This window comes from Streptomyces sp. NBC_00631 (assembly GCF_045206895.1).
Classification (GTDB): domain Bacteria; phylum Actinomycetota; class Actinomycetes; order Streptomycetales; family Streptomycetaceae; genus Streptomyces.
The window spans coordinates 565,672-586,708 of record NZ_CP107734.1 but is presented as its reverse complement, the minus strand read 5'-3'; the positions used below and the strand labels follow the sequence as shown (position 1 = coordinate 586,708).

Genomic DNA, 21,037 nt, shown 5'->3' with positions numbered 1-21,037 from the left:
AGCCTCGAAGTCAACCGCTGACGGATGATCTTCCCCGCGCACTCCCGCCCGCGAACAGCGCGAGTGCCCCGAGAACGGACCACACCAGCCCCTTGACCTGCACATTCACGTTGGCGGAGGCTCACTTGACCTCTGTGCGGGCTCAACCCAGATCTCGTAGGCGAGACCGCCGATCTCCGGATCAAGGCCGGGCCGGCGGCGATGACCGGAGCCTGATCGGCCCGTAGTCGAGCCACGGGTCTTGGAGAAAGCCGTTTCGACGGGAGGCATGGTCCAGAGCGCTGACCCGGAAGTACAGCGCACGCCGTGTCTGCTCCGATTCGTAGTTGCCGCCGATGTTGTGGCCGAGGAGGTAGTGCGCAAGCAGCAGGTCACCTGCTCGCCCCTTGATCTGTTCGGGCTCGGGCAGGCCGATCGGTGGGTAGGCACAGAACATCTGCGGTCCGTGGTCGCGGAAGTACGCGGCGTGGCTGAGATGGGTGCCTGGCCAGACCCAGAGGTTTCCGGAGTTCTCCGTGAGCTGATCTGACATCAGGATTCCGGCCAGGAGAGTGAAGGTGCCCTGCACTGGCTCATCCGTCGGTTTCTGCCTGCCGGCATCGATGTGGGGGCCACAGGGACGGTGTGCGTACGGCGGGATGTTCAGCGCGACCTGGACCTGCCAAGGGACCTTCAGCGTCCCGGTCCCGGCCAGTTCCTCGGCGAGACCGAAGGCAGGGCTGCCGGTCAAAGGCGCCAGCAACGCCGGCTCGTCCTTGGTCCGGAGGAAGTAGAAGTGGTGGCCGTGCTTGGCGGCGGGAGGCGGATCGACGGCGATGACCTCGTCGATCCGCCTGGCTGCCTGGGCCAGAAGATCGTCCTGCACCACCTGAGGAAGCAGGACGAAGCCTCGTTCGGCGAACTCGTTCATCTGACTTTCGCTCAGCACCCGGTCACCCTAGAACGGCAGCGTCACCGTCAGCGAAGGGATTTCTCCCCTGAAGCCAAGCGCCGGCCGAAGACCTGACATCAGCCCATCAGGGGCTGAGCGTCGCCCTCGGAGAGATCGCCGCCGGAGCCCGGAAACAGGCTCGAAGGGGTCCGGGCTCGCCTTGTCGCGGCCTCAGACCGTCGCGGGCAGGTGGACCTCGAAACGGCAGCCGCCCGGCACGTTGTGCACCGCCGCCCGGCCCTGGTGGGCCTCCACGATCCCGCGCACGATGGCCAGGCCCAGCCCGGCCCCGGCGGGTGGGGTGCGGGCGTCGGTGCCGCGCCAGCCGGTGTCGAAGACCCGGGGCAGGTCCTCCGGAGCGATCCCGCCGCAGCCGTCTGTCACCGCCAGTACGACTCGGTCGGCCTCACGGCGGGCGGAGACCGCGACGGTGCCGTCGGCGGGGGTGCGGCGGATGGCGTTGACGAGGAGGTTGGCCAGGACGCGGGACATCTCGCGGCCGTCGACCTCGACCGGTACCTGCTCCACCCCGGTGCCCACCAGCCGCACGCCGTGCTCCCTGGCCAGGGCGTCGACGCCCGCGATCGCGTCGCCGACCAGGTCGTACACCGACATGCGGGTCGGCGTCAGGGCGAGGACGCCGGCCTGGATGCGGGAGAGTTCGAAGAGGTCGCTGACCATGTCGCTCATGCGCCCGACCTCGGTGCGGATGCGGGTGTGGTAGACGCGCGGATCCTGGACCATGCCGTCCTCCAGCGCCTCGGTCATCGCCTGGAGTCCGGCCAGCGGCGTGCGCAGGTCGTGGGAGATCCAGGCCACCAGCTCGCGGCGGGAGGCTTCCAGCGTCCTCTCCCGCTCCCGGGAGGCGGCCAGCTTGGCGCTGGTGGCGGCCAGCTGGGCGCTCAACCCGGCGAGTTCGGCGGTCGGTGCGACGGCGGGCGGGACGAAGCTGCCGTCGTCGCCGAGGGCGCGGGTGGCCTCGGTCAGGGCCCGGCTGCCCTTGACGACACTGCGGCCCACCAGGAGTGCCACGGCGAGGGAGACGACGGCGGCCATGGAGCAGACCATCGTCACCACCCACAGGTCGTGGTCCGAGAGGAGCATCGCCCAGGACACCAGCATCGTTCCGGCGAGCATCGCGGCGACCGCGACGGCCGCCACCACGGCCAGCGACAGCGCGACCGACCGGTCGCGCAGCAGTCGCAGGGCCGCCGCGCCGAGCAGCCCGGCGGCCGCCGCGCCGATGGCCGCGTACAGGGCGATGAGCAGCACGTCACCGATCATGGCCGGCTCCTCTCCCGTCGGTTTCCCCGTCGGCTTCGTCCGGCGCGGGAGGGTCGAAGCGGTAGCCGACGCCCCACACGGTGCTGATCAGACGGGGCTGGGCGGGGTCGTCCTCGATCTTCTCGCGCAGCCGCCGTACGTGGACGGTGACGGTCGACAGGTCGCCGAACTCCCACCCCCACACCTGGTTCATGAGCTCCTCGCGGCTCGTCGCCCGACCGGGGTGCCGCAGGAAGAACTCCAGCAGGTCGAACTCGCGAATGGTGAGGGCGAGTTCGGCGCCGTGGCGGGTGGCGCGGCGGGCGGTGGGGTCCAGGGTGAGCGGCCCGCTATGCAGCCACGGCGCCGCGGGCGCGGTCCGGACGTCCGAGATCGACCCGGCGCGGCGGAGCACGGACTCCACGCGCAGGACCAGCTCGCGGGGGCTGAAGGGCTTGGTGACGTAGTCGTCGGCGCCGACCTCCAGGCCGAGGACGCGGTCCTCCTCGTCGCCCCGCGCGGTCAGCATGATCACCGGCAGGGGGCCGTCCTCCCGGACGCGGCGGCACACCTCCAGCCCGTCCATGCCGGGCAGCATCAGGTCCAGCACCATGAGGTCGGGTGGCCGGGCGGCGGCCAGGGACACGGCGGTGGGCCCGTCGGCCGCCACGGCGACGGCGAAGCCCGCCCGGCCCAGATATCCGGCGACGACCTCGGAGACGGTCGGGTCGTCGTCCACGACGAGTACGCGTTTCACGCCATCAAGTCTCGCACCGGCCTCGCACCGGCACCGGTCTCGGCCGCACACGTCAGCGATCCGTAAGGAACTGCGACGTCAGCGATCCGTAAGGACTCCAAATCCCTTATGTCTTCTTTGCGTTCGTAAGGTGAGTGGCGTGATCGAGACACCCCCTCCCCCTGTGGACGTCGTGCTGCCCTGCCTCGACGAAGCCGAGGCCCTGCCCTGGGTCCTGGAACGGATCCCGCCCACCTGGCGCGCGATCGTCGTCGACAACGGCTCCACCGACGGCTCCGCCGACATCGCCCGCGACCTCGGGGCGTACGTGGTCCACGAACCGCGGCGCGGCTTCGGCGCCGCCTGCCACACGGGCCTGTCGGCCGCCACGGCCGACGTCGTCTGCTTCTGCGACTGCGACGCCTCCCTCGACCCCGGGCTGCTGCCCCGGGTGGCCGGTCCCGTCCTGGACGGCTCCGCCGACCTGGTCCTGGGCCGGCGTCGGCCCACCGCACGCCGGGCCTGGCCGACCCACGCCCGGCTGGCGAACCTGGAACTGGCCCGCCTGATCCGCCGTCGCACCGGGCTGCGCCTGCGCGACCTCGGCCCCATGCGCGCGGCCCGCCGCGAGGCGCTGCTGGCCCTGGAGCTGACCGACCGGCGCTCCGGCTACCCGCTGCAGACGGTGGTCCGCGCCGCCGACGCCGGCTGGCGCGTGTACGAGACGGACGTGCCGTACCAGCCGCGTACGGGCCGCTCGAAGGTCACCGGCACCTGGCGCGGCACCTGGCAGGCGGTCCGCGACATGCGTGCGGTCCTCGCCGAGCAGCCCGTGACCGGGTCGGCCGCCGCGGTGGCGGGAGCCGCGCGATGACCGCTTCCGCAGGGCGGCCCACGCTGCTCGTCATCGCCAAGGAACCGGTACCCGGACGGGTCAAGACGCGGCTCACCCCGCCCTACACGCCGCAGGAGGCCGCCGCCCTGGCCAAGGCGTCCCTCTGCGACACCCTCGACGCGGTGCTCCGGGTGCCTGCCCGGCGCAGGGTCCTCGTCCTCGACGGAGAGCCGGGTCCCTGGCTGCCACGGGGCTTCGACGTCGTCCCGCAGGTCTCCGGAGGGCTGGACGAGCGGATCACGGGCGCCTTCGCCTGCTGCGACGACGGTCCCGCGCTGCTGGTCGGGATGGACACCCCGCAGCTGACCGGGGAACTGCTGGCCGGCATCGGCCCGGACGGCCACGACGCCTGGTTCGGGCCGGCCGCCGACGGCGGCTTCTGGGCCCTGGGCCTCGCCGACCCCTCCCGCGCCGGATCCGTGGTGCGGGGTGTTCCGATGTCGACGGACCGCACCGGCGCGATCCAGCGCCGCAGGCTCGTCGACGCGGGCCTGTCGGTCCGTGACCTGCCGCTCCTGCGCGACGTCGACACCGCGGCGGACGCCGCCTCCGTGGCGGGCCTCTGCCCGCCCGGATCACGCTTCGCCGCCATGCTGACCTCGCTCGCCGAGGTCGCCCGGTGACCGGTACCGCGACCAGAACCGCCGAGCCGACGCTGTCCGGACCACAGCCGCTGTCCGTCCGCCCGCTGTCCGCACGGGTCGTCGCCCCCGCGGAGCCTGCCCAGCCGCTCGCTCCCTCGGAGCCCGGCGAACCCTGGGTGGAAGACCCCTACGCCCAGGCCCTGCGCACCGGCCGCGGGCCGCTGTATCTGCGCCGCACGGCACCGGGCGCCCCAGGGGCCGTGGAACTGCTGCCGCTGGACGTGGAGCGTTGGTGCGCCGCCCCCGACGCCGCCGACACCGATGCCCTGCGCCGCTGCACCGGGCACGTACTCGACGTCGGCTGCGGACCCGGGCGCCTGGTGGCCGCCCTGGCCGCACGCGGATTCCCGGCCCTCGGCGTGGACGTCAGCCCGGCCGCCGTCGCCCGGACCCGGCGACTCGGCGGAACCGCCCTGCGCCGCTCCGTCTTCGACCGGCTGCCGAGGGAGAACCGCTGGGACACCATCCTGCTGATGGACGGCAACGTGGGCATCGGCGGCGACCCGGAGACCCTCCTCACCCGCCTGCGTGACCTGGTCCGCCCCGGCGGCCGTCTGCTGGCCGAGGCAGCCGGCGACGACGTGGACGAACGCCTGACCGTCCGCGTCGAGGACGCCCACGGCCGCCACGGCCGGCCCTTCCCCTGGGCTCGTGTCGGCGTGACGGCACTGCTCCACACCGCCCACGCCACCGGCTGGATCGTCACAGACAAGTGGACGGCGGACAGCCGTCCCCTCGTGGAACTCCACCGCCCGAACGCCGGGCCGGAGCGGCCTGCCGTGCCGCACAAGGGGCACGCCACGACCGAGGACGAGAGCGCCGCCACGTCCCTCCCGGCGGGCGAACGGCCATGACCGACACCACCAGCCGCCGTCCACCGGAGTCCTGGTCCTCCGCGGCACCGCCCAGCCACCCCGCCGCTCTGGCGAACCGCCGGACGGCCCCGCTCGCCGTCACCGCCACCGCCGTACTCCTCGCCGCGCTCACCGCCGTCGTCGTCGACACCCTGCACGCGGGCGACAACCACAGCGCGCCCGCCCGCCTGCTGGTCGGATACGCCGTCGCCTGGGCGCTGTTCGCCGCCGCCGTGTGGACGGTACGCAGGGTTCCGGCCCGGGCCGCGACCGTCCTGGTCCTGCTCGGCGCCGCCGCCGTCGCCGTGGCCGGTCTCGCCGCGCCGCCGCGCACCAGCAACGACATGTACCGATACGCCTGGGACGGCCGCGTCCAGGCCGCCGGAATCTCCCCCTACGCCTACCCGCCCGCCGCACCCGAACTGGCCCGCCTGCGCGACGGCTGGCTCTTCCCCACCGAAGGAGCCTGCACGGACTGGGGACTGACACACACCGCCGGCGGCCTGTGCGTACGCATGAACCGTCCCACCGTGCCCACCATCTACCCGCCCGTGGCCGAGGGCTGGTTCCTGGCCGTGCACGCCGTCTCCCCGCCCGGCAGCCGCCACAAGCCGCTCCAGGTCGGCGGCGCGGCCCTGGCCTTCGGCACCACCGTGGCCCTGCTGGCCGTCCTGCGCCGACGCGGCGATCCGCAGCGGGCCCCGGCGCGGGCCGCGTTGTGGGCATGGTGCCCGGCCGTCGCCTTCGAAGCGGTCAACAACGCCCACATCGACACGCTCGGCGTTCTGTTCGTCGTGCTCGCGCTCGGCGCCAGGACCGCCGGCGCCCGCCGCGGGGCCCTGCTCGGCGTCGCGATCGCCGTGAAGATCCTGCCCGTCCTGGCCCTGCCCGGCGCCCTGTCGGGACAGCGCGGTCCGGCGCGCGTGCTGCGCGTCACGGCCTCCGCCGTCGCCGCTGTCGCGCTCGCCTACCTGCCCTACGTCATCGCCTCCGGCACCGGCGTCCTGGGGTATCTGCCCGGATACCTGCACGAGGAGGGCTACGAGTCAGGGAACGTACACCGCTTCGCCCTGCTGCGACTGATCCTGCCGGACACCGCCGCCGCGGTGACGGCCGCGGTACTGCTGGCACTCACCGCGCTGTACGTGTGGTGGCGCGGAGACCCCGCCCGCCCCTGGCACGGCGCCCTGCTGCTGACCGGCACCGCGCTGCTCCTCTTCTCACCCAGCTACCCCTGGTACTCCCTGCTCGTCGTCGCCCTCGTGGCCCTGGACGGCCGTTGGGAGTGGCTCACCGTCACCCTCGCCGGCACCGTCCTCTACCTCGCCGGCCGGCTCCTGCCCGGCTTCCCCCTCCAGGCGTGGACGTACGGCGCGGCCGCCGTGGTCGTCACGGCCGGCGCCTGCCTGCGCTTCCGTCCGGTACGGGACTGACGCCCCGGCCCACTCGCGCGGCAAACTGCGGGAACGTATGAGCCGGGCAGGCGGAGTCGTGGGTGCCCTCTACGACGTCGTGTTCAGCCTCGTCCGCTCGGTCCGAGGCTGGGCGGGGCAGGTGGACTGGAGGGCGCCTCGGGTTCCTGAGCGGGCCCGGCCGAGGGCGCGCACGGTCTCGGTCTCCCAGTCCTCGTACTGCTGGGGGAGCGCCGCCGGAGCGCGGTCGGCGTCGCGGTGCCGACCTGATCAAGGCCTTGCTCGGCCTTCACCCCACATCGCACTGGGGTCGGAAGGGGCTCCAGATCCAGGACGGTCAGTCGGCGAGGTCGGCGGCTTGCCGGCGCAGGGTGCGTGCCAGCGCCTGCGTGGGTGCCTTGAGGGGACCAGGCATGCGCACCAGACTGACGCGTCGCACCTCCTCCGCGACGCCTTCGACGGGCACGAGGCTTACGCCTGGCGGCACGACGGGCAGCAGCGCCGGCGTGGCTGTGGTGATGCCGGCGCCGGCCGCGACCAGGTGGAGCTTGGTCAGCCAGTCGCGGGCAGTATGGCGGACTGTGGGCCGCCCGGGCAGACCGGGCCAGACGCCGAGCAGCGGCTCGTCCGCGCTGCCCGGACTGGCGATCCACGGTTCGCGAGCGATCTCCGCAACGCCGGCGCTGCCCCGATCGGCGAACGGGCTGTCTGTCGGCACCGCCACAGCCAGGTGTACTTCCAGCAGCGGCTCGACGCGCAGAGGCGGATCGTCGGTGTCGGGCGAGCGGTGCGGTGGCCTGGAGGAGAGGATCGCGAGATCCAGGGAGCCGGCGCGCAGCGCGCGCACCAGCGAGGGAGTGGTCGCCTCACGTGTCGTCACCTGGATGTGTGGGTGCTCCTGGCGCAGCGTCGCCAGGGCACGAGGCACTATCACCGCTCCGGCGGTGGGGAAGAAGCCGAGCCGGACGCGGCCCCTCTCGACCTCCTCCGCTCCGCGAAACTCCCGGTCGGCAGCCTCCAGGGCGTCCAGGGCGACGACGGTGTGCCGCAGCAGGGCACGGCCTGGGCCGGTCAGCCGGACGCCGCCGGCGTGGCGGTCGAAGAGCCGGGCGCCGGTCGCCTGTTCCAGCGCGGCCATCTGGCGGGAGACGGCCGACTGCGTGTACCCGAGCGCGTCCGCCGCAGCCGTGAAGGTACCCCGCTCCGCCACCTCGCGCAGTACCCGCAGCCCGACCAGCGTCATCTCCATGAGGTCTCCATGAGCAATCGTCATATCCATTATGCCGAACATTCGTTGGCGGAATGTCTCCAGCGTTCCTAGCGTGGAGGGCATGAACGAGCACCCCGGCAACGGGACTTCCGGCCTGGGCGGCCGATTGCCCCTCCTTCCTCCCGATGCCCTCGACGAAGCACAGCGCGCACTGCGCGACCGTCTGCAGGCCACACGGGCGCGCAGCGCGGAAGAGGCGGGCTACGCGGCCTGCCTGCCCGACGGGCGGTTCATCGGCCCGTTCAACGCCTTGCTGCGCACTCCGCACATCGCCCGGCCTCTGCTGGAGTGGGCCCAGGCACTCACCCGGGCCGGCATTCCGGCGGATGTCCGAGAGGTGGTCATCCTCACCGTGGCCGCTCACTGGCGGGCCGAGTACGCGCTGTACGCCCACACTGCGGCTGCCGAGCAGGCCGGCCTGCCAGACCAGGCCATCGCATCCCTGCTCCATGGCGAGGCTCCCCGCGGTCTGCGCACTGACACTGATCTCGCGCACCGTCTGGCCGCCGCGCTGGTCCGTGACCATCACGTGGCGGACGACCTCTATGACGAGGCAGTAGCGGCGTTCGGGACGGACACACTCATCGCCCTGGTCAATCTCGTCGGTCACTACCTCAGTACCTCAGCCCTGCTGGCCTGCTTCCAGGTACCGGCTCCCTCCTCGGGCCACAGCCGGGCGCTCGCCACCTGAGACGCCGAATCGCAGGCGTCGTCGGCGATTCGAACCAGAAGTCAACCGACCCGGCAAAGAACCGGAAAGAGAAGGAAGGCAACAGACCATGCCTCTGATCAACGTCTACCTGCGCCGGGGGACCAGCCCCGAGTACCGCCGGAATGTGTCCCTGGGCGTCCACAAGGCGATGGTCGACGTGCTGAAGATCCCCCAGGACGACCAGTTTCACGTCTTCCACGAGGTCTCGCCCGACAACTTCCAGATGCAGCCGGTCGTGTTCGGCCTGCGCCGCAGCGAGCGCACGATGCTCATCCAGCTGTCCTTCAACCACCGCACCGCCGAGCAGAAGGCCGAACTGTTCCAGGCGGTCGTGGACAACCTCCGGCTGTTCGCCGACGTCCCCGAAGAGGACCTCCTGATGATGATCACCGAAACAGCCCGAGAGAACTGGTGGGCCGCCGGCCGCGTCGTCAACCCCACCACCGGCTACGACGAGCGCATGAACGACGTTCTCACCGGCGCCGAGGCCACGAGCTGAGGTCGGCGTCGATCGCCCCGCCCACGACCTGCCCGAGCTCGAACCCGACCCCACCGACGTTGGGTAACCCCCCCACCACATCGACCGGGCCAGGCTCACCGTGCAGTGCTGGCCGGACTCCGTCGGTTCCCGTCCGCGGCCGTAAAGCGCGTCTTGATCCAAGTTTTACGTACCATGCGGAACTGCACGGGGTACTCCGGCAGTCTGACGGACAGTGGGGCCTGTCGAGGCCGCGGAGCGAGATGATGAGTGGGGCAGGCGTGGGACGGCGCAAGGGCGGCATAGGCATCGCAGTCGGTACGGTCGCAATGCTGGTGGGTGTGACCGCCTGCGGCGGTGGCGGCAGCGACAAGGCGAGCGGGGACGACGCCAACAAGGCGGCGTCGGGGAAGCCGAGCGCCAGCGCCTCGCCCAGTCCCACGAAGCCGGCCGGCCCGCCGATGCTGCTGGACACGATCACCCCGCAGACGGGCACCACGGTCGGCGTGGCCATGCCGATCTCGGTCATCTTCACGAACCCGGTGGCGGCGAAGGCCCGGGCCACGGTCGAGAAGCACATGAAGGTCAGCACCTCGCAGCCGGTGGACGGCGCCTGGCACTGGATGGGCGACAGGCGCGCCGACTGGCGGCCGAAGACCTACTGGCCCTCCGGTACGAAGGTGCGGATCGACGCCGACATGACGGGTGTCAGCAACGGCAACGGACGCTACGGCGTGCACGGCTACACGCACACCTTCACCATCGGCGACGATGTGCGCGCCGACGTCTCGGTGACCGGCCACACCATGAAGGTGACCCGCAACGGCCAGACGGTGCGCACCCTGTCGATCAACGCGGGCAGCGCCCAGTACCCGACGTGGGACGGCACGATGGCCGTCATCGACAAGCAGGAGAAGGTGCACATGACCTCCTGCAGCGTCGGCATCAGCTGCGACAAGGGCAGCCCCAACTTCTACGACCTGACGCTGCCCTGGGACGTCCACCTCACCCAGTCGGGCACCTACGTGCACTACTCGACCGGCGACCCCAACCCGGGCAGCGGCAGCGCCCGCGGTTCCCACGGCTGCGTCCACCTGTCCCTGTCGGACGCCAAGTGGTTCTACGGCGAGGTCAAGCAGGGCGACCCCGTCACCATCACCGGCTCGCCGCGGGGCAAGGCCCCGGCCGACAACGGCTACGCCGACTTCAACCTGGGCTGGGACCAGTGGCTCACGGGCAGCGCTTCAGGAGAGCAGACGACCAGCGCACTGTGACTCCGGGCGGGACGGGCGCCGGCTCCCTTCCGGGGGAGGCGGCGCGTCTTCCCGCCCGGGCCGGCCCAGGACGACTCCGGTCAGGACCAGGACCGGTCCGGACACCTGCTGAACCGTCAGCACCTCTCCGGCGACCGCTGTGCCGAGCAGGACGCCCGTGACGGGGTTGAGCAGACCTGTCAGGCCGACCGTCCCCGCGGGCAGATGCCGTAGCCCGGTGAACCAGGCGACGAAGGCCGGCGCGGTGGCGATGAGGGACACGTAGCCGAACGCCACAAGCGCCGCTCGGGAGAGCGCGGGCGGCGGGCCCTCGGCCAGCGCGGCGACCGGGAGCAGGACGAGGCCGCCCGCCGTGAGCTGCCAGGCGGTCGAGGCGAGCACGTCGGCACCGGCGCTCCACCGCTTGGTCAGGACGTGCACCCGCCGCCGTTCCGACGACGACCAGCGCGGCCGGATCGTCGCCCTCGCCACAGCGGGGTGCGAACTCATCGACCGGGCCTTCACCGACCACAAGCGCGACGAACGCCACCTGCTTGATCTGCTGACACCGGCCGAGGCCGGCACGTACTCCAGGCGGCGAGTGACCCGGCGCGCGGCCCGGCGACGAGACCCCGGCGGCGAAACGGCTCCGGCCGACCGGACCGGGCCCGGCACGAAGCGCTCGAACAGGTCGGCGACCGCGTGCCGCAGCCCCAGCGCCTTGGCACAGTGGGCCACGGTCCTGGCGAGGTCGCGGGCCGCGGCGATGAGCAGCCTCACACCCCGAGCGGACTCGCGCATTCCGTCGCCCCGACGCGCTGCGACCCGCCCCGACGCGCCCCGCCGTCGGCGGAGCGCGCCGGACCAGGCGGGTCAGCTCAGTCCGAAGGCCTGCGCGCCGGAACCGTTGCAGTCCCAGATCTGCAGCCGGGTGCCGTTGGCGGTGGCGCCGCTGGGGGAGTCGAGGCAGCGTCCGGACTGGGGGTTGAGGAGGGAGCCGTCGGCCTGCTGGACCCATTTCTGGCCGCCGACGCCATTGCAGTCCCACAGTTCGACCTTGGTGCCGTTCGCCGTGCCGTTGCCCACGATGTCCAGGCAACTCCCCAGTGTGGAAAGGGAGTTGTCCGAGCCGTGGTACCAGTGCTGGTCGACCGCGTACGACTGGCAGCCCCACAGCTGCACGGCGGCGCCGTCGGTGCCGGTGTCGTCGGCGGCCACGTCCACGCACGTGCCGCCCGGGCCCTTGACCGGCCCGCCGCCGTTCACCGAGAACTTCTGCGCGCCGGAACCGTTGCAGTCCCAGATCTGCAGCCGGGTGCCGTTGGCGGTGGCGCCGCTGGGGGAGTCGAGGCAGCGTCCGGACTGGGGGTTGAGGAGGGAGCCGTCGGCCTGCTGGACCCATTTCTGGCCGCCGACCCCGTTGCAGTCCCACAGTTCGAGCCTGGCCCCGCCCGCCGTGCCGTTGCCCTCGATGTCGAGGCATCGCCCGAGGGTGGACAGTGATCCGTCCGGGTTGTGCGTCCAGTGCTGGTCCTCGGCGTACGTCTGGCAGTCCCACAGCTGTACGGCGGCGCCGTCGGTGCCGGTGTCGTCGGCGGCCACGTCCACGCACGTGCCGCCCGGCCCGGTGATCGTCCCCTGGGGACCGTTCGGGACGTCCGTCCCGCCGCTGTAACCGACGGAGACGATGTTCGCCTGGACGGCGTTCTCGGCGGCATCCGTGGGATAGCCGGAGACCATGACGCCCTCGAAGAAGGTGCCCCGGTTCCAGTTGCTGTTGTCGCCGCCGATGCCCAGGATGATGCCGCCCTCCTGCTGCATGGGCCGGTAGCCGCCCCGGGTCGGCAGCGCCCCGTTCCACCAGGTGGTCAGACCGCCGGACCGGGAGTCACCGCCCTTGAGCGCGTACCGGGTCTGCCCGTCGTTCTTCAGCACGGCGGTGACGAAGGTGCTGCCGTTCCCCTGGTTCGCCGTGTTGGAGCCGTTGTCGCCCTGGAACATGCCGTTCTCCAGGTCGGCCTCCACCCACGGGCCGCTGCCGGTACACGGCGCGAAATAGCAGGTGGTGGCGATCGACACGGCGTCCATGTGGCCGTTGCCGGTGTCGGCCGGGGTGCTCTCGGCGTTGCCGTAGTCGAAGCAGCAGGCGGATCCGACATGGGTGCCGCTGGCCACCATGTAGGCGCCCTCGGGCTGACCGCCGACGGCGACACCCGAGGCGACACCGGTGTAGCGGTAGCCCACTCCGGGCGAGATCCACAGCCCGTACACCTTGTGTCCGCCCGCGGTGACGGCGATCTCGGACGCGTCGGCACCCCGGTCGGCACCCATGCCGGAGGTGCCGGCGGGCCCGGGAGTGAGGTCGTTGTGCCGGCCGCTCTGGTCGTAGATCTTCGTGATCCGGCAACCGCCGCTGCCCGCGCAGAAGCCGTCCTGGGCCGCCGCGTCGGCGTACCCGCCCGGTGCCAGCGGCCCGATGTCGGCGGTCGCCCCGTCCGCGACGCGGGTCACCTGGTAGAGGGGGCCGTCGTACGAGGAGAGCAGCGCGCGGGTGACGCTGTGCGCGGCCACGCACGGGGTGCCGGCCGCCGCGTAGATGTCGCACGGCAGCGAGCCGGCGGCCTGCGAGGCGGCCGGGAACCCGAGCAGCAGCCCGAGAGCGAGACCGAGGCAGGCCGACACGGCAAGAAGCCGGGGCCCCACCCTCTTGGCGAGTTCATGACATTCCAGACGGACCGGAAACCACCCATGGACGTCCCTTCGAAGCTGGAGTGGGGGTCGGCCGCATCGACGCGCGGCGGCACAGCTCTTCGATCGGCTCGGCCCGGAACCTACGCACGCTGTTCGGCCGCGTCAATATTTGTTTCCTTATTTTGGTTCAGACCAAGCCCGGATGTGCGCTGGTTGCAAGAGCACAGGCCCTGCGTGTGACATCGCCGTTGTGGGGCAGCCGGTTCTCGTGTGGCGAGGTCACATCCGCCACGGGATTCGCTTCGGCGAACAACTGATCGCGGAACCGGGGAGGCAACGTGTCCGAAACCGTACCCGACGGGATCCGCGCACCCCATCCGGTGGGTGCGCCGGGGCCGGCCGACAAGTTGCCCCGGCAGGTCCGCGACGAACTCGTCCGCAGGCTACGGCGGAACAGGCGGGCCTTCCGCAGCGCCGACGTCCAGATCGTGGAACCCCCGCTGCTGCGGCGGGCGGTCGGCGCGTCCGCGCTCGGCAACTGCATGGAGTGGTTCGACTTCGGCGTCTACAGCTACCTGGCCGCCACCATCGGCAAGGTCTTCTTCCCCGGCGCCTCACCCGGGGCCCAGGTGGTCTCCTCGTTCGCCACCTTCGCGGCCGCCTTCGTCGTACGGCCCCTCGGCGGACTCTTCTTCGGCCCGCTCGGCGACCGGGTCGGCCGGCAGAAGGTGCTCGCCACCACCATGATCATGATGGCGCTGGGCACCTTCGCCATCGGCGTCATCCCCGGCTACGCCACGATCGGCATCGCCGCGCCGATCCTGCTCCTCCTCGCCCGCATGGTCCAGGGCTTCTCCACCGGCGGCGAGTACGGCGGCGCGACCACGTTCGTCGCGGAGTACTCCCCGGACCGGCGCCGCGGGTTCCTCTCCAGCTGGCTCGACTTCGGCACGTTCGTCGGCTACGCCCTCGGCTCCGCCCTGGTCACCCTGCTGAACGTCCTGCTCACCGACGAGCAGATGCTCACCTGGGGCTGGCGTCTGCCGTTCCTGATCGCCGGCCCCCTGGGCGTGATCGGCCTCTACATGCGGCTCAAACTGGAGGAGTCGCCGGCCTTCCAGCAGCAGCTCGACGCACAGGAGAAGGAGCTCGCCCAGGAATCGGCGCACAGTGAGTTCCGGACCATCGTCACGCGGCACTGGCCGGCGCTGCTCATCTGCATGGGCCTGGTGCTGCTGTACAACGTCACCAACTACATGGTCACCGGGTATCTCCCGACGTACCAGACGGAGACCCTGCACCGCTCCAGCAGCTCGGCCGACCTCCTGGTGCTGACCGGCATGGTCTGGATCGTCGTACTGATCACCTTCATCGGCCGGCTCAGCGACCGGATCGGACGGCGTCCCGTCTACGGGGTCTCCGCGGCCGCCATGATCCTGCTCGCGGTGCCGTCCTTCCTGCTGATCAGGATGGACGGCACCTGGCCGCCCGTCCTCGGCGTGCTGATCCTCGCCACCCTGCTGGCGTGCTTCGCCGCGCCGAGTGCCGCCACCCTCCCCGCCCTCTTCCCGACGGCCGTCCGCTACGCGGCCATGGGCATCGGCTTCAACATCGCGGTCGCGGCGTTCGGCGGCACCACACCGCTGGTGACCGCCGCACTGGTCAACCTCACCGGCGACGATCTGATGCCCGCCTACTACCTGATGCTGGCCGGCGCGATCGGCCTGCTCACCGTCCGTTTCCTCCCGGAGAGCGCCCAGGTCCCGCTCAACGGCTCCCGCCCCATGGTCGGTTCACGCGCGGAGCAGCGCCGGCTGATCAGCACCTCGGAGGAGCTGTACGACGCGTGTCGCCCCGTGTCGGACCGGCTCAGGTGACGCGCCTGAGGTGGGCCGGGGACCCCGCCGTCTGGCTGCCCTCGTCGCCGAGCGCCAGGGTGTCCGCTCCGTCCTTGGCCAGCGTGTAGACGTTGCCCGCTCTGCACACCACGCCCAGCGAGGGGTCCGTGGGGGTACTGGTGACCGCCTGGAACACCATGGACGTCGCGTGGGTCTCCTGCAGCCGCAGGGTCTCGGTGCAGCCGATGTCGTTCCCGCTGCCCGCCTCGGTCACATGACTGACCTGGCGGCCCACGAGATCACCCCGTCTCGCGGCGTGCAGGGTGAGGGTCACGGACACCTTCGTCGTACGGGCGTTGAACACCCCGTCGCCCGCGGTGCTGCCTAGACCGGTGCCCTGCCAGGTCCCCACCCAGGACGCGGGCAGCGCGTTCGCCGCGGCCGAGCCGGACGACGACCGGGAGGCGGACGGGGAGCGCACCGACGGCGGGGACGTACCGTCGCCGGCCTGCCCGTCCCCGGCTCCGCCCATCCAGACCGCCACGGCGACGGCCGCGACGACGGCCAGCACGCCCCCGGCCACGACCGCGGTCCGGGGCCGGGCGGCAGCAGGAACAGCGGCACCGCCCGGGACGAAAGGCACCGGCCCTGTGCCGGTCCCGGCCGCAGGACCGTACACCGGCGGCGGCCCGAACCCCGGGATCGCGGGCGCAACCGGCGTCGCGGGCGCGACCGGCGGCGGCACGGCGGCGGTCGGCACCTCCAGCAGGCCCCGCAACTCGCCCTCCCGTGCGGCGAGGTCCTCGGCCAGACCCGGCGGCGGAACGGTGACCCACTCCCCGGTGTCGGGCCCGAGCCGCTCCATCAACTCCGGTGCCGTCGGGCGGGACTGCGGGGCCTTCCGCAGACAGGCCGCCAGTACCGGCCGCAGGGCCGGCGGTACGTCGTCGAGCCGGGGTTCCTCGTGTGCGATCCGGTAGAGCAGCTGCGCCGCCGACGCCTCCTCCCCGCGACGCAGGAAGGGCCCCTCGCCGGTAGCCGCGTACACCAGCACCGCGGCGAGCGAGAAGACGTCACCGGGTTCCCCCGCGGCCCCGCCCGTGACCTGCTCCGGAGCCATGTACCCGGGGGAACCGATGACGCCGCCCGTGCGGGTGTGGCGGGTGTGGTCGGCGGCACGGGCGATGCCGAAGTCGATGAGCAGCGGACGGCGGCGGCCGAGCAGCACGTTGGACGGCTTCACGTCCCGATGCGCGAGACCCGCCCGGTGCACGGCCCGCAGCCCCTCGGCGAGTTCCGCTCCCAGGACACGGACCGAGGCCTCGGGCAGCGGACCGTGCCGGCGCACCCAGTCGGCGAGGGTGGGCGCCGCGACGTACTCCGTGGCCAGCCACTGCGGCCGCTGCCCCGGCGCGCTGAAGTCGACGACCGCGACCGTCCACGGCGAACGGACCTGGTCGCTGCTGGCGATCTCACGAGCGAACCGTTCCTCGAAGCCCGGATCCAGACCGAACTCGCTCCGCACGGTCTTCAGCGCGAGCGGCCGGCCGGAGGACGTACGGGAGAGGAAGACCTGCCCCATGCCTCCGTCCCCGAGCCGTGCGAGCAGGGGGTAGCCGCCGACAGCGGGCGGATCCGTGGGATCGAGACTTCTCATGAACGTCTCCGGGCGGTGAGCGCGTCGCGACGTGGCGGCCCACCACCTGCGAGCGGAGCCCCCCTTGCATCCGCGTGGACTTGGCCTGCGGTGAGGTATTCATATCAGTCGGTGCAGTGGGTCCGTCGGGCCCTCCGACCACCACTCGGGCCTGGGCGGTTCTTCGAGGCGAGCCGCTGCGTGTCCGCGGGCGGAGACGGTCGTTCCTCAAGGCATGAAGAGGATCATCACTGCCGCCGCGCTCGCTCTGACCGGCGTGGCTCTCGCGGCCCCCGCCCACGCGGGCGGGGCCACCCCCGGCCATTCCCGTGACATCGCCACCAAGGTGGCCGGGGCACTGCCCAAGGCCGCGGTGGCGGGTCTCGACGCGGCGGCCACGTCCATGGCCGCCGGACTGCAGGACCCGCCCCCGGCCAGGTAGGTCCGGCCGTCCACCCCGATGCCCGTCCCCCCGCGCCTGACGAAGCCCTACTGGGGCGAGTGGCGCGGCGGCGGGCCGGTCAGCAGGTGGTGCTCGTGGGACGCGTAGCGGCCGCGCTCACGGTCGTTGGCCCGCCGGCCGGACAGGACGGTGGTCAGCCAGCCGGCGAGAAAGCCCGCGGGCACGGAGACGAGCGCCGGCGTGTTGTACGGGAACCAGTCGAAGTCGGCACCCGGGAAGGCGGACAGCGGGGTCCCGGAGACCAGGGTGGTGCCGGGGGCCAGGGCGAGCACACTCAGCGAGCCCACGACGAGGGTGGCCAGCAGCGCCGTGCGTGTGTAACGGCGCCAGAAGAGGGTGTAGAGGAGCGCGGGGGCGATGGCGGAGGCGCCGAGGGTGAAGGAGACCGTCGCCAGGGGCTGAAGACTGCGGCGCTGGGCGAGGACGGCCAGCAGGACGGTGGGGACACCGACGGCCAGGGCACTGCACCGGGCGAGGGCGAGTTCCCGGGCCGGCGCCCAGGGAGTGGTGCGCGACGCCGTCAGGTCGTGGGCGAGGGTGTTGGCGCAGGCCAGCGTCATGCTCGCGACGGAGGCGAGGAGGGTGAGGAAGACGGCGGTGGTGACGGTGGCGAAGAGCAGGCTCTCCGGCCGGGACAGACCGGCTCCGAACGCGGCGCGGGCGCCCAGCAGGTAGGCGGTCGTGCCGTGCGCGTCGGCGGCGGCGATGCGGTCGTGCCCGACCAGCGCGGTCGCGCCGGTGCAGATCAGCGTGAGCATCAGGATGAACAGGGTCACCGAGGAGACCGCCCAGGACATCGCGCGGCGGACCTGGCGCGGTGTGCCCGCCGTGTACATCCGCATGGTGACGTGGGGCAGGCAGGCGCCGCCCAGCACGATGGCGCACTGGGTGCTGGCCATGTCCAGGGCGGGATGCGGGCTGCTGGAGTACTGCAGTCCCCAGGTCAGATAGGCGTCGCCCGCCCCGCTCCGCCGGGCCGCGGCATGGAACAGCGCCTGGGGCTGCCAGTCGAACGCGCGCAGGATCAGGACGCTCACGACCAGGCCGGAGCCGAGCAGCGCGACGGTCTTGATGATCTGGACCAGGGCGGTGCCGGGCATCCCGCCCAGCGCCGCATAACTGATCATGAGGACACCGGCCCCGGCCACGCATCCGTTCTTCATTCCGGAGTCGGTGAACCCGAGAACGTACGCCAGGAGTTCACCGACACCGGCGAGCTGGACGACCATCATCGGGACGAGCGCGGCGAGGGTGACCAGGCAGGCGGTGACCCGTACCGACCTGGCCGGGTGGCGGCGGGCCAGCGCGTCGCCCATGGTGTAGCGGCCCGTGTTGTGGAGGGGTTCGGCCAGCAGGAACATCAGCAACAGCAAGGACAGCAGGGCGCTGAGGGCCAGGACGATGCCGTCATAGCCGCACAGGGCGATGATCCCCCCGATCGTGAGGACGGTGGCGGCGGAGATGTAGTCGCCGGCGACGGCCAGCCCGTTGCGCAACGGCGACAGGGACCGGTAACCGGTGTAGAACTCGGCGAGGTCGTCCGCCTCCGGGCCGGTGAGCACGCACAGCAGCAGGGTGAGGGCGACGACCGCGCAGAACGCGACCAGGGACCAGGACTGGGCCGAGCCGCCGAACCCGGTCACGGCGCCTGCTCCCGGTCCAGGGCGGGTGTGCGCATCTGACGGCGGGCGCGGCGCGCAAGGGGATCCACGAAGCGGTGCGCGGCGGCTTCGTAGAGGAGGACCGCCAGCCAGGTGACGGGGATCTGGGCGAGCGCCAGGAGCAGCCCGGTGGGCAGGCCGCCCGGGCCGGGGCGGGCCATCAGGGAAGGTGCCTTGACGGTCAGGGTGAGGAAGGCGGCGAAGTAGCCGAGCGCGGTGACGGTCGCCACCCGCCGGTGCCAGCGGTACGCCCGCCGCAGCAGACGCAGGGTGCGGTGGGCGCCGGAGAGAGGGCCGGCCGGAGGGGCGCCGTCCGGCTCCGGACCGGTCGACCAGGTCGGGGCCGGGCGGTCGTACGGAGACCGGCCCGAGGGTAAGTCGTGGACATCATAGGACATTTCGGCAACTCCTCGGTGGGGACCGGGGTCGGCCGTGACGGGCCGCGGGCGGGGAGAGCGGTTCGGGCGACCGCACGACGTGCGGCCGGGAGTTCGGGGGAAGCCGTCTGCGCCGGTCGTCCAGGGCGCCGTCTCGTGCGTCGCCGTCGGGTGATCAGGGCGCCATGGTCTCCGGCGTGGGCGTTGTCCGCCAGAGGCGCGGCCGCAGTGACCGAATGCAGTCCGTGGCGCGCGGGGCTGACGTCGGGATCTCCGGCAGGGGGTGATGAAGCATGGGCGGAGCGCGGGGTGGCGCGATTGCTTCGAAAAGTGCGCCGTCGCACACCTCACGAGCCCCGGTCCGTCCGCCGGTTGGCCCGGCCGTGCACGGCGGAATTGTGACGCACTTCATGGGCGCCGGCGGTCTCGGCCGGCGGCCCGACCGGGGCGAAGTCCAACTGCCGCAAGGCGCAAGGAGCTTGCGTCACAACGATCTCGGCCGCGCGCCCGCGCATCCCCTGCCCCGGAACCGCCTAACAGAACCGGCATGGCTCCGTTGGCACATGAGACAGCCCAAGGGCGGTCGAATGCGAAGTACATTGCGATGACACCGTCTTGACTCCGCTCTGCAAAATCAGGCAGGTTTCGGACACTTCACGTCATTCAAGAGCTTTCTGCTCATTTAAGAGCTTCCTGCGAAAGATGCGTGCTATGGGCGCCTATCTGTCTCCTCCAGCCGTCGTACAAGGTGAACACGCCGTGCAGACCGGCGAGATCCTGGCGGAGGTGAGAAGCCGGAAGCCACAGGCGCCGTGGCTGCCGCGGATCGACGGCATCGCGGCCAGCACGGGCATCGACTCCCGCGGATGGATGCTGCCGCTGGAGACGGCCGCCGCCCCCGGCAGCGGAACGGGCCTGCGAACTCCGGGCGCCGGCCCGGCCCGCGCCGCACTGGCCCGCACCGGGTTCACCGACCACGAGGTGAACCGCGCGATCGCCGCCCTGGAGGCGATACCGGCGCCGCAGACCATCCAGGAGCGCACCGCGCCCGCGTGGGCGGCCGTGCAGACGTACGGGGAGCGCGCGGCCCGTGCAGCCCTTCGAAACGCCGGACTGGACACCGCCGACGTCGACTGCCTGATCACCAGTCACTCCACCACCCCGGCCCTGCCGGGGCTGGACCTCTCCCTGCTCAACCGCCTTCCGCTGCGCAACGACGTACTGCTGCTCCCGGCCACCCAGTGGGCGTGCATCGCCGGCACCCGATCGCTGGCACTGGCGGCCGAACTGGTCGCCGCGGACCCCGACCGGGTGGTGCTCGTCGTGATAGCGGAAGCGCTGAGCACCACCTACCAGCCCGGCGACGACACACTGGAATCGCTCATCGTCCGGCTGCTGTTCGCGGACACCGCCGTCGCCGTGGTCGTCACAGGCCGCCCCAGCACGGAGTCGGTCCTGCGACTGGACGCGGCCTGGCACCACACCCTGCCCGGCACCACGGACCTGCACCGGCTGGACACCCGGGACGACGGCACGCACTTCGTCATGGACCGCAGGGGACCACGCGCGGTGCAGGAGACGGTGACCGCGATGTGGGAGTGGCTGCGGCTGCGCCACCAGGACGACGGGCACTCCTGGCATCCCGACCTGCTGCTCGCGCACCCCGGTGGCACACGGGTGCTGGAGTACATGGAACAGACGATGCCCGCCGACTGGCCGGAGGGGCTGCTGGCCTACAGCCGGGACAGCTACACCACGGGCAACCGCGGCGGTGCCGCCGTACTCGACATCCTGCGCCGCGCGCACGACGCCGGCCAGAAGTCGGGCAGCCGTACGGTGCTGTACGCGGCCGCGCCCGGCCTGACGGCCACGGCCGTCGAGGGGGAGTGGCTCTAGCCGAAGGCCGTCCCTGTCAGCGCGGCA

Annotated in this window: 19 protein-coding genes; 10 read left to right on the top strand and 9 right to left on the bottom strand. The window is 72.1% G+C overall.

The window, feature by feature from the left end:
• Positions 1-181: 181 nt before the first annotated feature.
• The 3 genes from OHB00_RS02995 to OHB00_RS02985 all read right to left on the bottom strand — a co-directional run bounded on the left by OHB00_RS02995 (position 182) and on the right by OHB00_RS02985 (position 2,951).
• Positions 182-910: a hypothetical protein gene (locus tag OHB00_RS02995; RefSeq protein WP_406430901.1), complete on the bottom strand. Its 729-nt coding sequence runs from the start codon at positions 908-910 to the stop codon at positions 182-184.
• 192 nt (positions 911-1,102) lie between these two features.
• Complete coding sequence (locus OHB00_RS02990; RefSeq protein WP_406430899.1) at positions 1,103-2,215, bottom strand: sensor histidine kinase; 1,113 nt, start codon at positions 2,213-2,215, stop codon at positions 1,103-1,105.
• Positions 2,205-2,951 (bottom strand): response regulator transcription factor, encoded by a 747-nt coding sequence (locus OHB00_RS02985; protein ID WP_406430897.1) that lies wholly within the window; start codon positions 2,949-2,951, stop codon positions 2,205-2,207. Before OHB00_RS02985 ends, OHB00_RS02990 begins: the two co-directional genes overlap by 11 nt.
• Positions 2,952-3,090: 139 nt before the next feature.
• On the opposite strand from OHB00_RS02985, the gene OHB00_RS02980 reads away from it, so the two are divergent.
• From OHB00_RS02980 to OHB00_RS02965, 4 genes are read left to right on the top strand one after another with little or no spacing between them, the layout of a single operon-like run.
• The gene (locus OHB00_RS02980; protein ID WP_406430895.1) at positions 3,091-3,804 is read left to right on the top strand and encodes a glycosyltransferase family 2 protein; all 714 of its coding nucleotides are present in this window, start codon (positions 3,091-3,093) and stop codon (positions 3,802-3,804) included.
• The gene (locus tag OHB00_RS02975; protein ID WP_406430893.1) at positions 3,801-4,448 is read left to right on the top strand and encodes a DUF2064 domain-containing protein; all 648 of its coding nucleotides are present in this window, start codon (positions 3,801-3,803) and stop codon (positions 4,446-4,448) included. Before OHB00_RS02980 ends, OHB00_RS02975 begins: the two co-directional genes overlap by 4 nt.
• A complete protein-coding gene (locus tag OHB00_RS02970) occupies positions 4,445-5,323 on the top strand; it encodes a class I SAM-dependent methyltransferase (protein WP_406430891.1) in 879 nt (292 codons plus the stop codon). The genes OHB00_RS02975 and OHB00_RS02970 overlap by 4 nt, the downstream gene beginning before the upstream one ends.
• Entirely contained in the window at positions 5,320-6,756 is a 1,437-nt protein-coding gene (locus OHB00_RS02965) for a glycosyltransferase family 87 protein (RefSeq protein ID WP_406430889.1), read from the top strand. Before OHB00_RS02970 ends, OHB00_RS02965 begins: the two co-directional genes overlap by 4 nt.
• Positions 6,757-7,072: 316 nt before the next feature.
• On the opposite strand, the gene OHB00_RS02960 is transcribed toward OHB00_RS02965, so the two are convergent.
• The gene (locus tag OHB00_RS02960; protein WP_406445593.1) at positions 7,073-7,978 is read right to left on the bottom strand and encodes a LysR family transcriptional regulator; all 906 of its coding nucleotides are present in this window, start codon (positions 7,976-7,978) and stop codon (positions 7,073-7,075) included.
• A gap of 88 nt (positions 7,979-8,066) precedes the next feature.
• Here OHB00_RS02960 and OHB00_RS02955 point away from each other — a divergent pair, with 88 nt between their 5' ends.
• The 3 genes from OHB00_RS02955 (at position 8,067) to OHB00_RS02945 (ending at position 10,469) form a co-directional block, all read left to right on the top strand.
• Complete coding sequence (locus OHB00_RS02955; protein ID WP_406430887.1) at positions 8,067-8,696, top strand: carboxymuconolactone decarboxylase family protein; 630 nt, start codon at positions 8,067-8,069, stop codon at positions 8,694-8,696.
• Positions 8,697-8,784: 88 nt separating this feature from the next.
• Entirely contained in the window at positions 8,785-9,216 is a 432-nt protein-coding gene (locus OHB00_RS02950; RefSeq protein WP_406430885.1) for a tautomerase family protein, read from the top strand.
• A gap of 308 nt (positions 9,217-9,524) precedes the next feature.
• Positions 9,525-10,469 carry an Ig-like domain-containing protein gene (locus tag OHB00_RS02945; protein ID WP_406445591.1) on the top strand — a complete coding sequence of 315 codons (945 nt, stop codon included), beginning with the start codon at positions 9,525-9,527 and terminating at the stop codon, positions 10,467-10,469.
• On the opposite strand, the gene OHB00_RS02940 is transcribed toward OHB00_RS02945, so the two are convergent.
• On the bottom strand, positions 10,440-11,228 hold the full coding sequence (locus tag OHB00_RS02940) for a DMT family transporter (RefSeq protein WP_406430883.1): 789 nt from the start codon (positions 11,226-11,228) through the stop codon (positions 10,440-10,442). The genes OHB00_RS02945 and OHB00_RS02940 overlap by 30 nt on opposite strands.
• 93 nt (positions 11,229-11,321) lie before the next feature.
• A complete protein-coding gene (locus tag OHB00_RS02935) occupies positions 11,322-13,130 on the bottom strand; it encodes an arabinofuranosidase catalytic domain-containing protein (RefSeq protein WP_406430881.1) in 1,809 nt (602 codons plus the stop codon).
• A gap of 347 nt (positions 13,131-13,477) precedes the next feature.
• On the opposite strand from OHB00_RS02935, the gene OHB00_RS02930 reads away from it, so the two are divergent.
• A complete protein-coding gene (locus OHB00_RS02930) occupies positions 13,478-15,016 on the top strand; it encodes an MFS transporter (RefSeq protein WP_406430879.1) in 1,539 nt (512 codons plus the stop codon).
• On the opposite strand, the gene OHB00_RS02925 is transcribed toward OHB00_RS02930, so the two are convergent.
• Complete coding sequence (locus tag OHB00_RS02925) at positions 15,009-16,634, bottom strand: serine/threonine-protein kinase (protein ID WP_406430877.1); 1,626 nt, start codon at positions 16,632-16,634, stop codon at positions 15,009-15,011. The two genes, OHB00_RS02930 and OHB00_RS02925, sit on opposite strands and share 8 nt — an antisense overlap.
• Before the next feature lie 214 nt (positions 16,635-16,848).
• Here OHB00_RS02925 and OHB00_RS02920 point away from each other — a divergent pair, with 214 nt between their 5' ends.
• Positions 16,849-17,055, top strand: coding sequence for a hypothetical protein (locus tag OHB00_RS02920; RefSeq protein ID WP_406430875.1), 207 nt, complete (start codon positions 16,849-16,851; stop codon positions 17,053-17,055).
• Positions 17,056-17,102: 47 nt separating this feature from the next.
• Here OHB00_RS02920 and OHB00_RS02915 read toward each other — a convergent pair whose 3' ends face one another.
• Positions 17,103-18,719 (bottom strand): cation acetate symporter, encoded by a 1,617-nt coding sequence (locus OHB00_RS02915; protein ID WP_406430873.1) that lies wholly within the window; start codon positions 18,717-18,719, stop codon positions 17,103-17,105.
• On the bottom strand, positions 18,716-19,135 hold the full coding sequence (locus OHB00_RS02910; protein ID WP_406430871.1) for a DUF485 domain-containing protein: 420 nt from the start codon (positions 19,133-19,135) through the stop codon (positions 18,716-18,718). Before OHB00_RS02910 ends, OHB00_RS02915 begins: the two co-directional genes overlap by 4 nt.
• Positions 19,136-19,825: 690 nt before the next feature.
• Between OHB00_RS02910 and OHB00_RS02905 the strand changes: the two genes are divergently transcribed.
• Positions 19,826-21,010, top strand: coding sequence for a type III polyketide synthase (locus tag OHB00_RS02905; RefSeq protein ID WP_406430869.1), 1,185 nt, complete (start codon positions 19,826-19,828; stop codon positions 21,008-21,010).
• Positions 21,011-21,037: the final 27 nt, after the last annotated feature.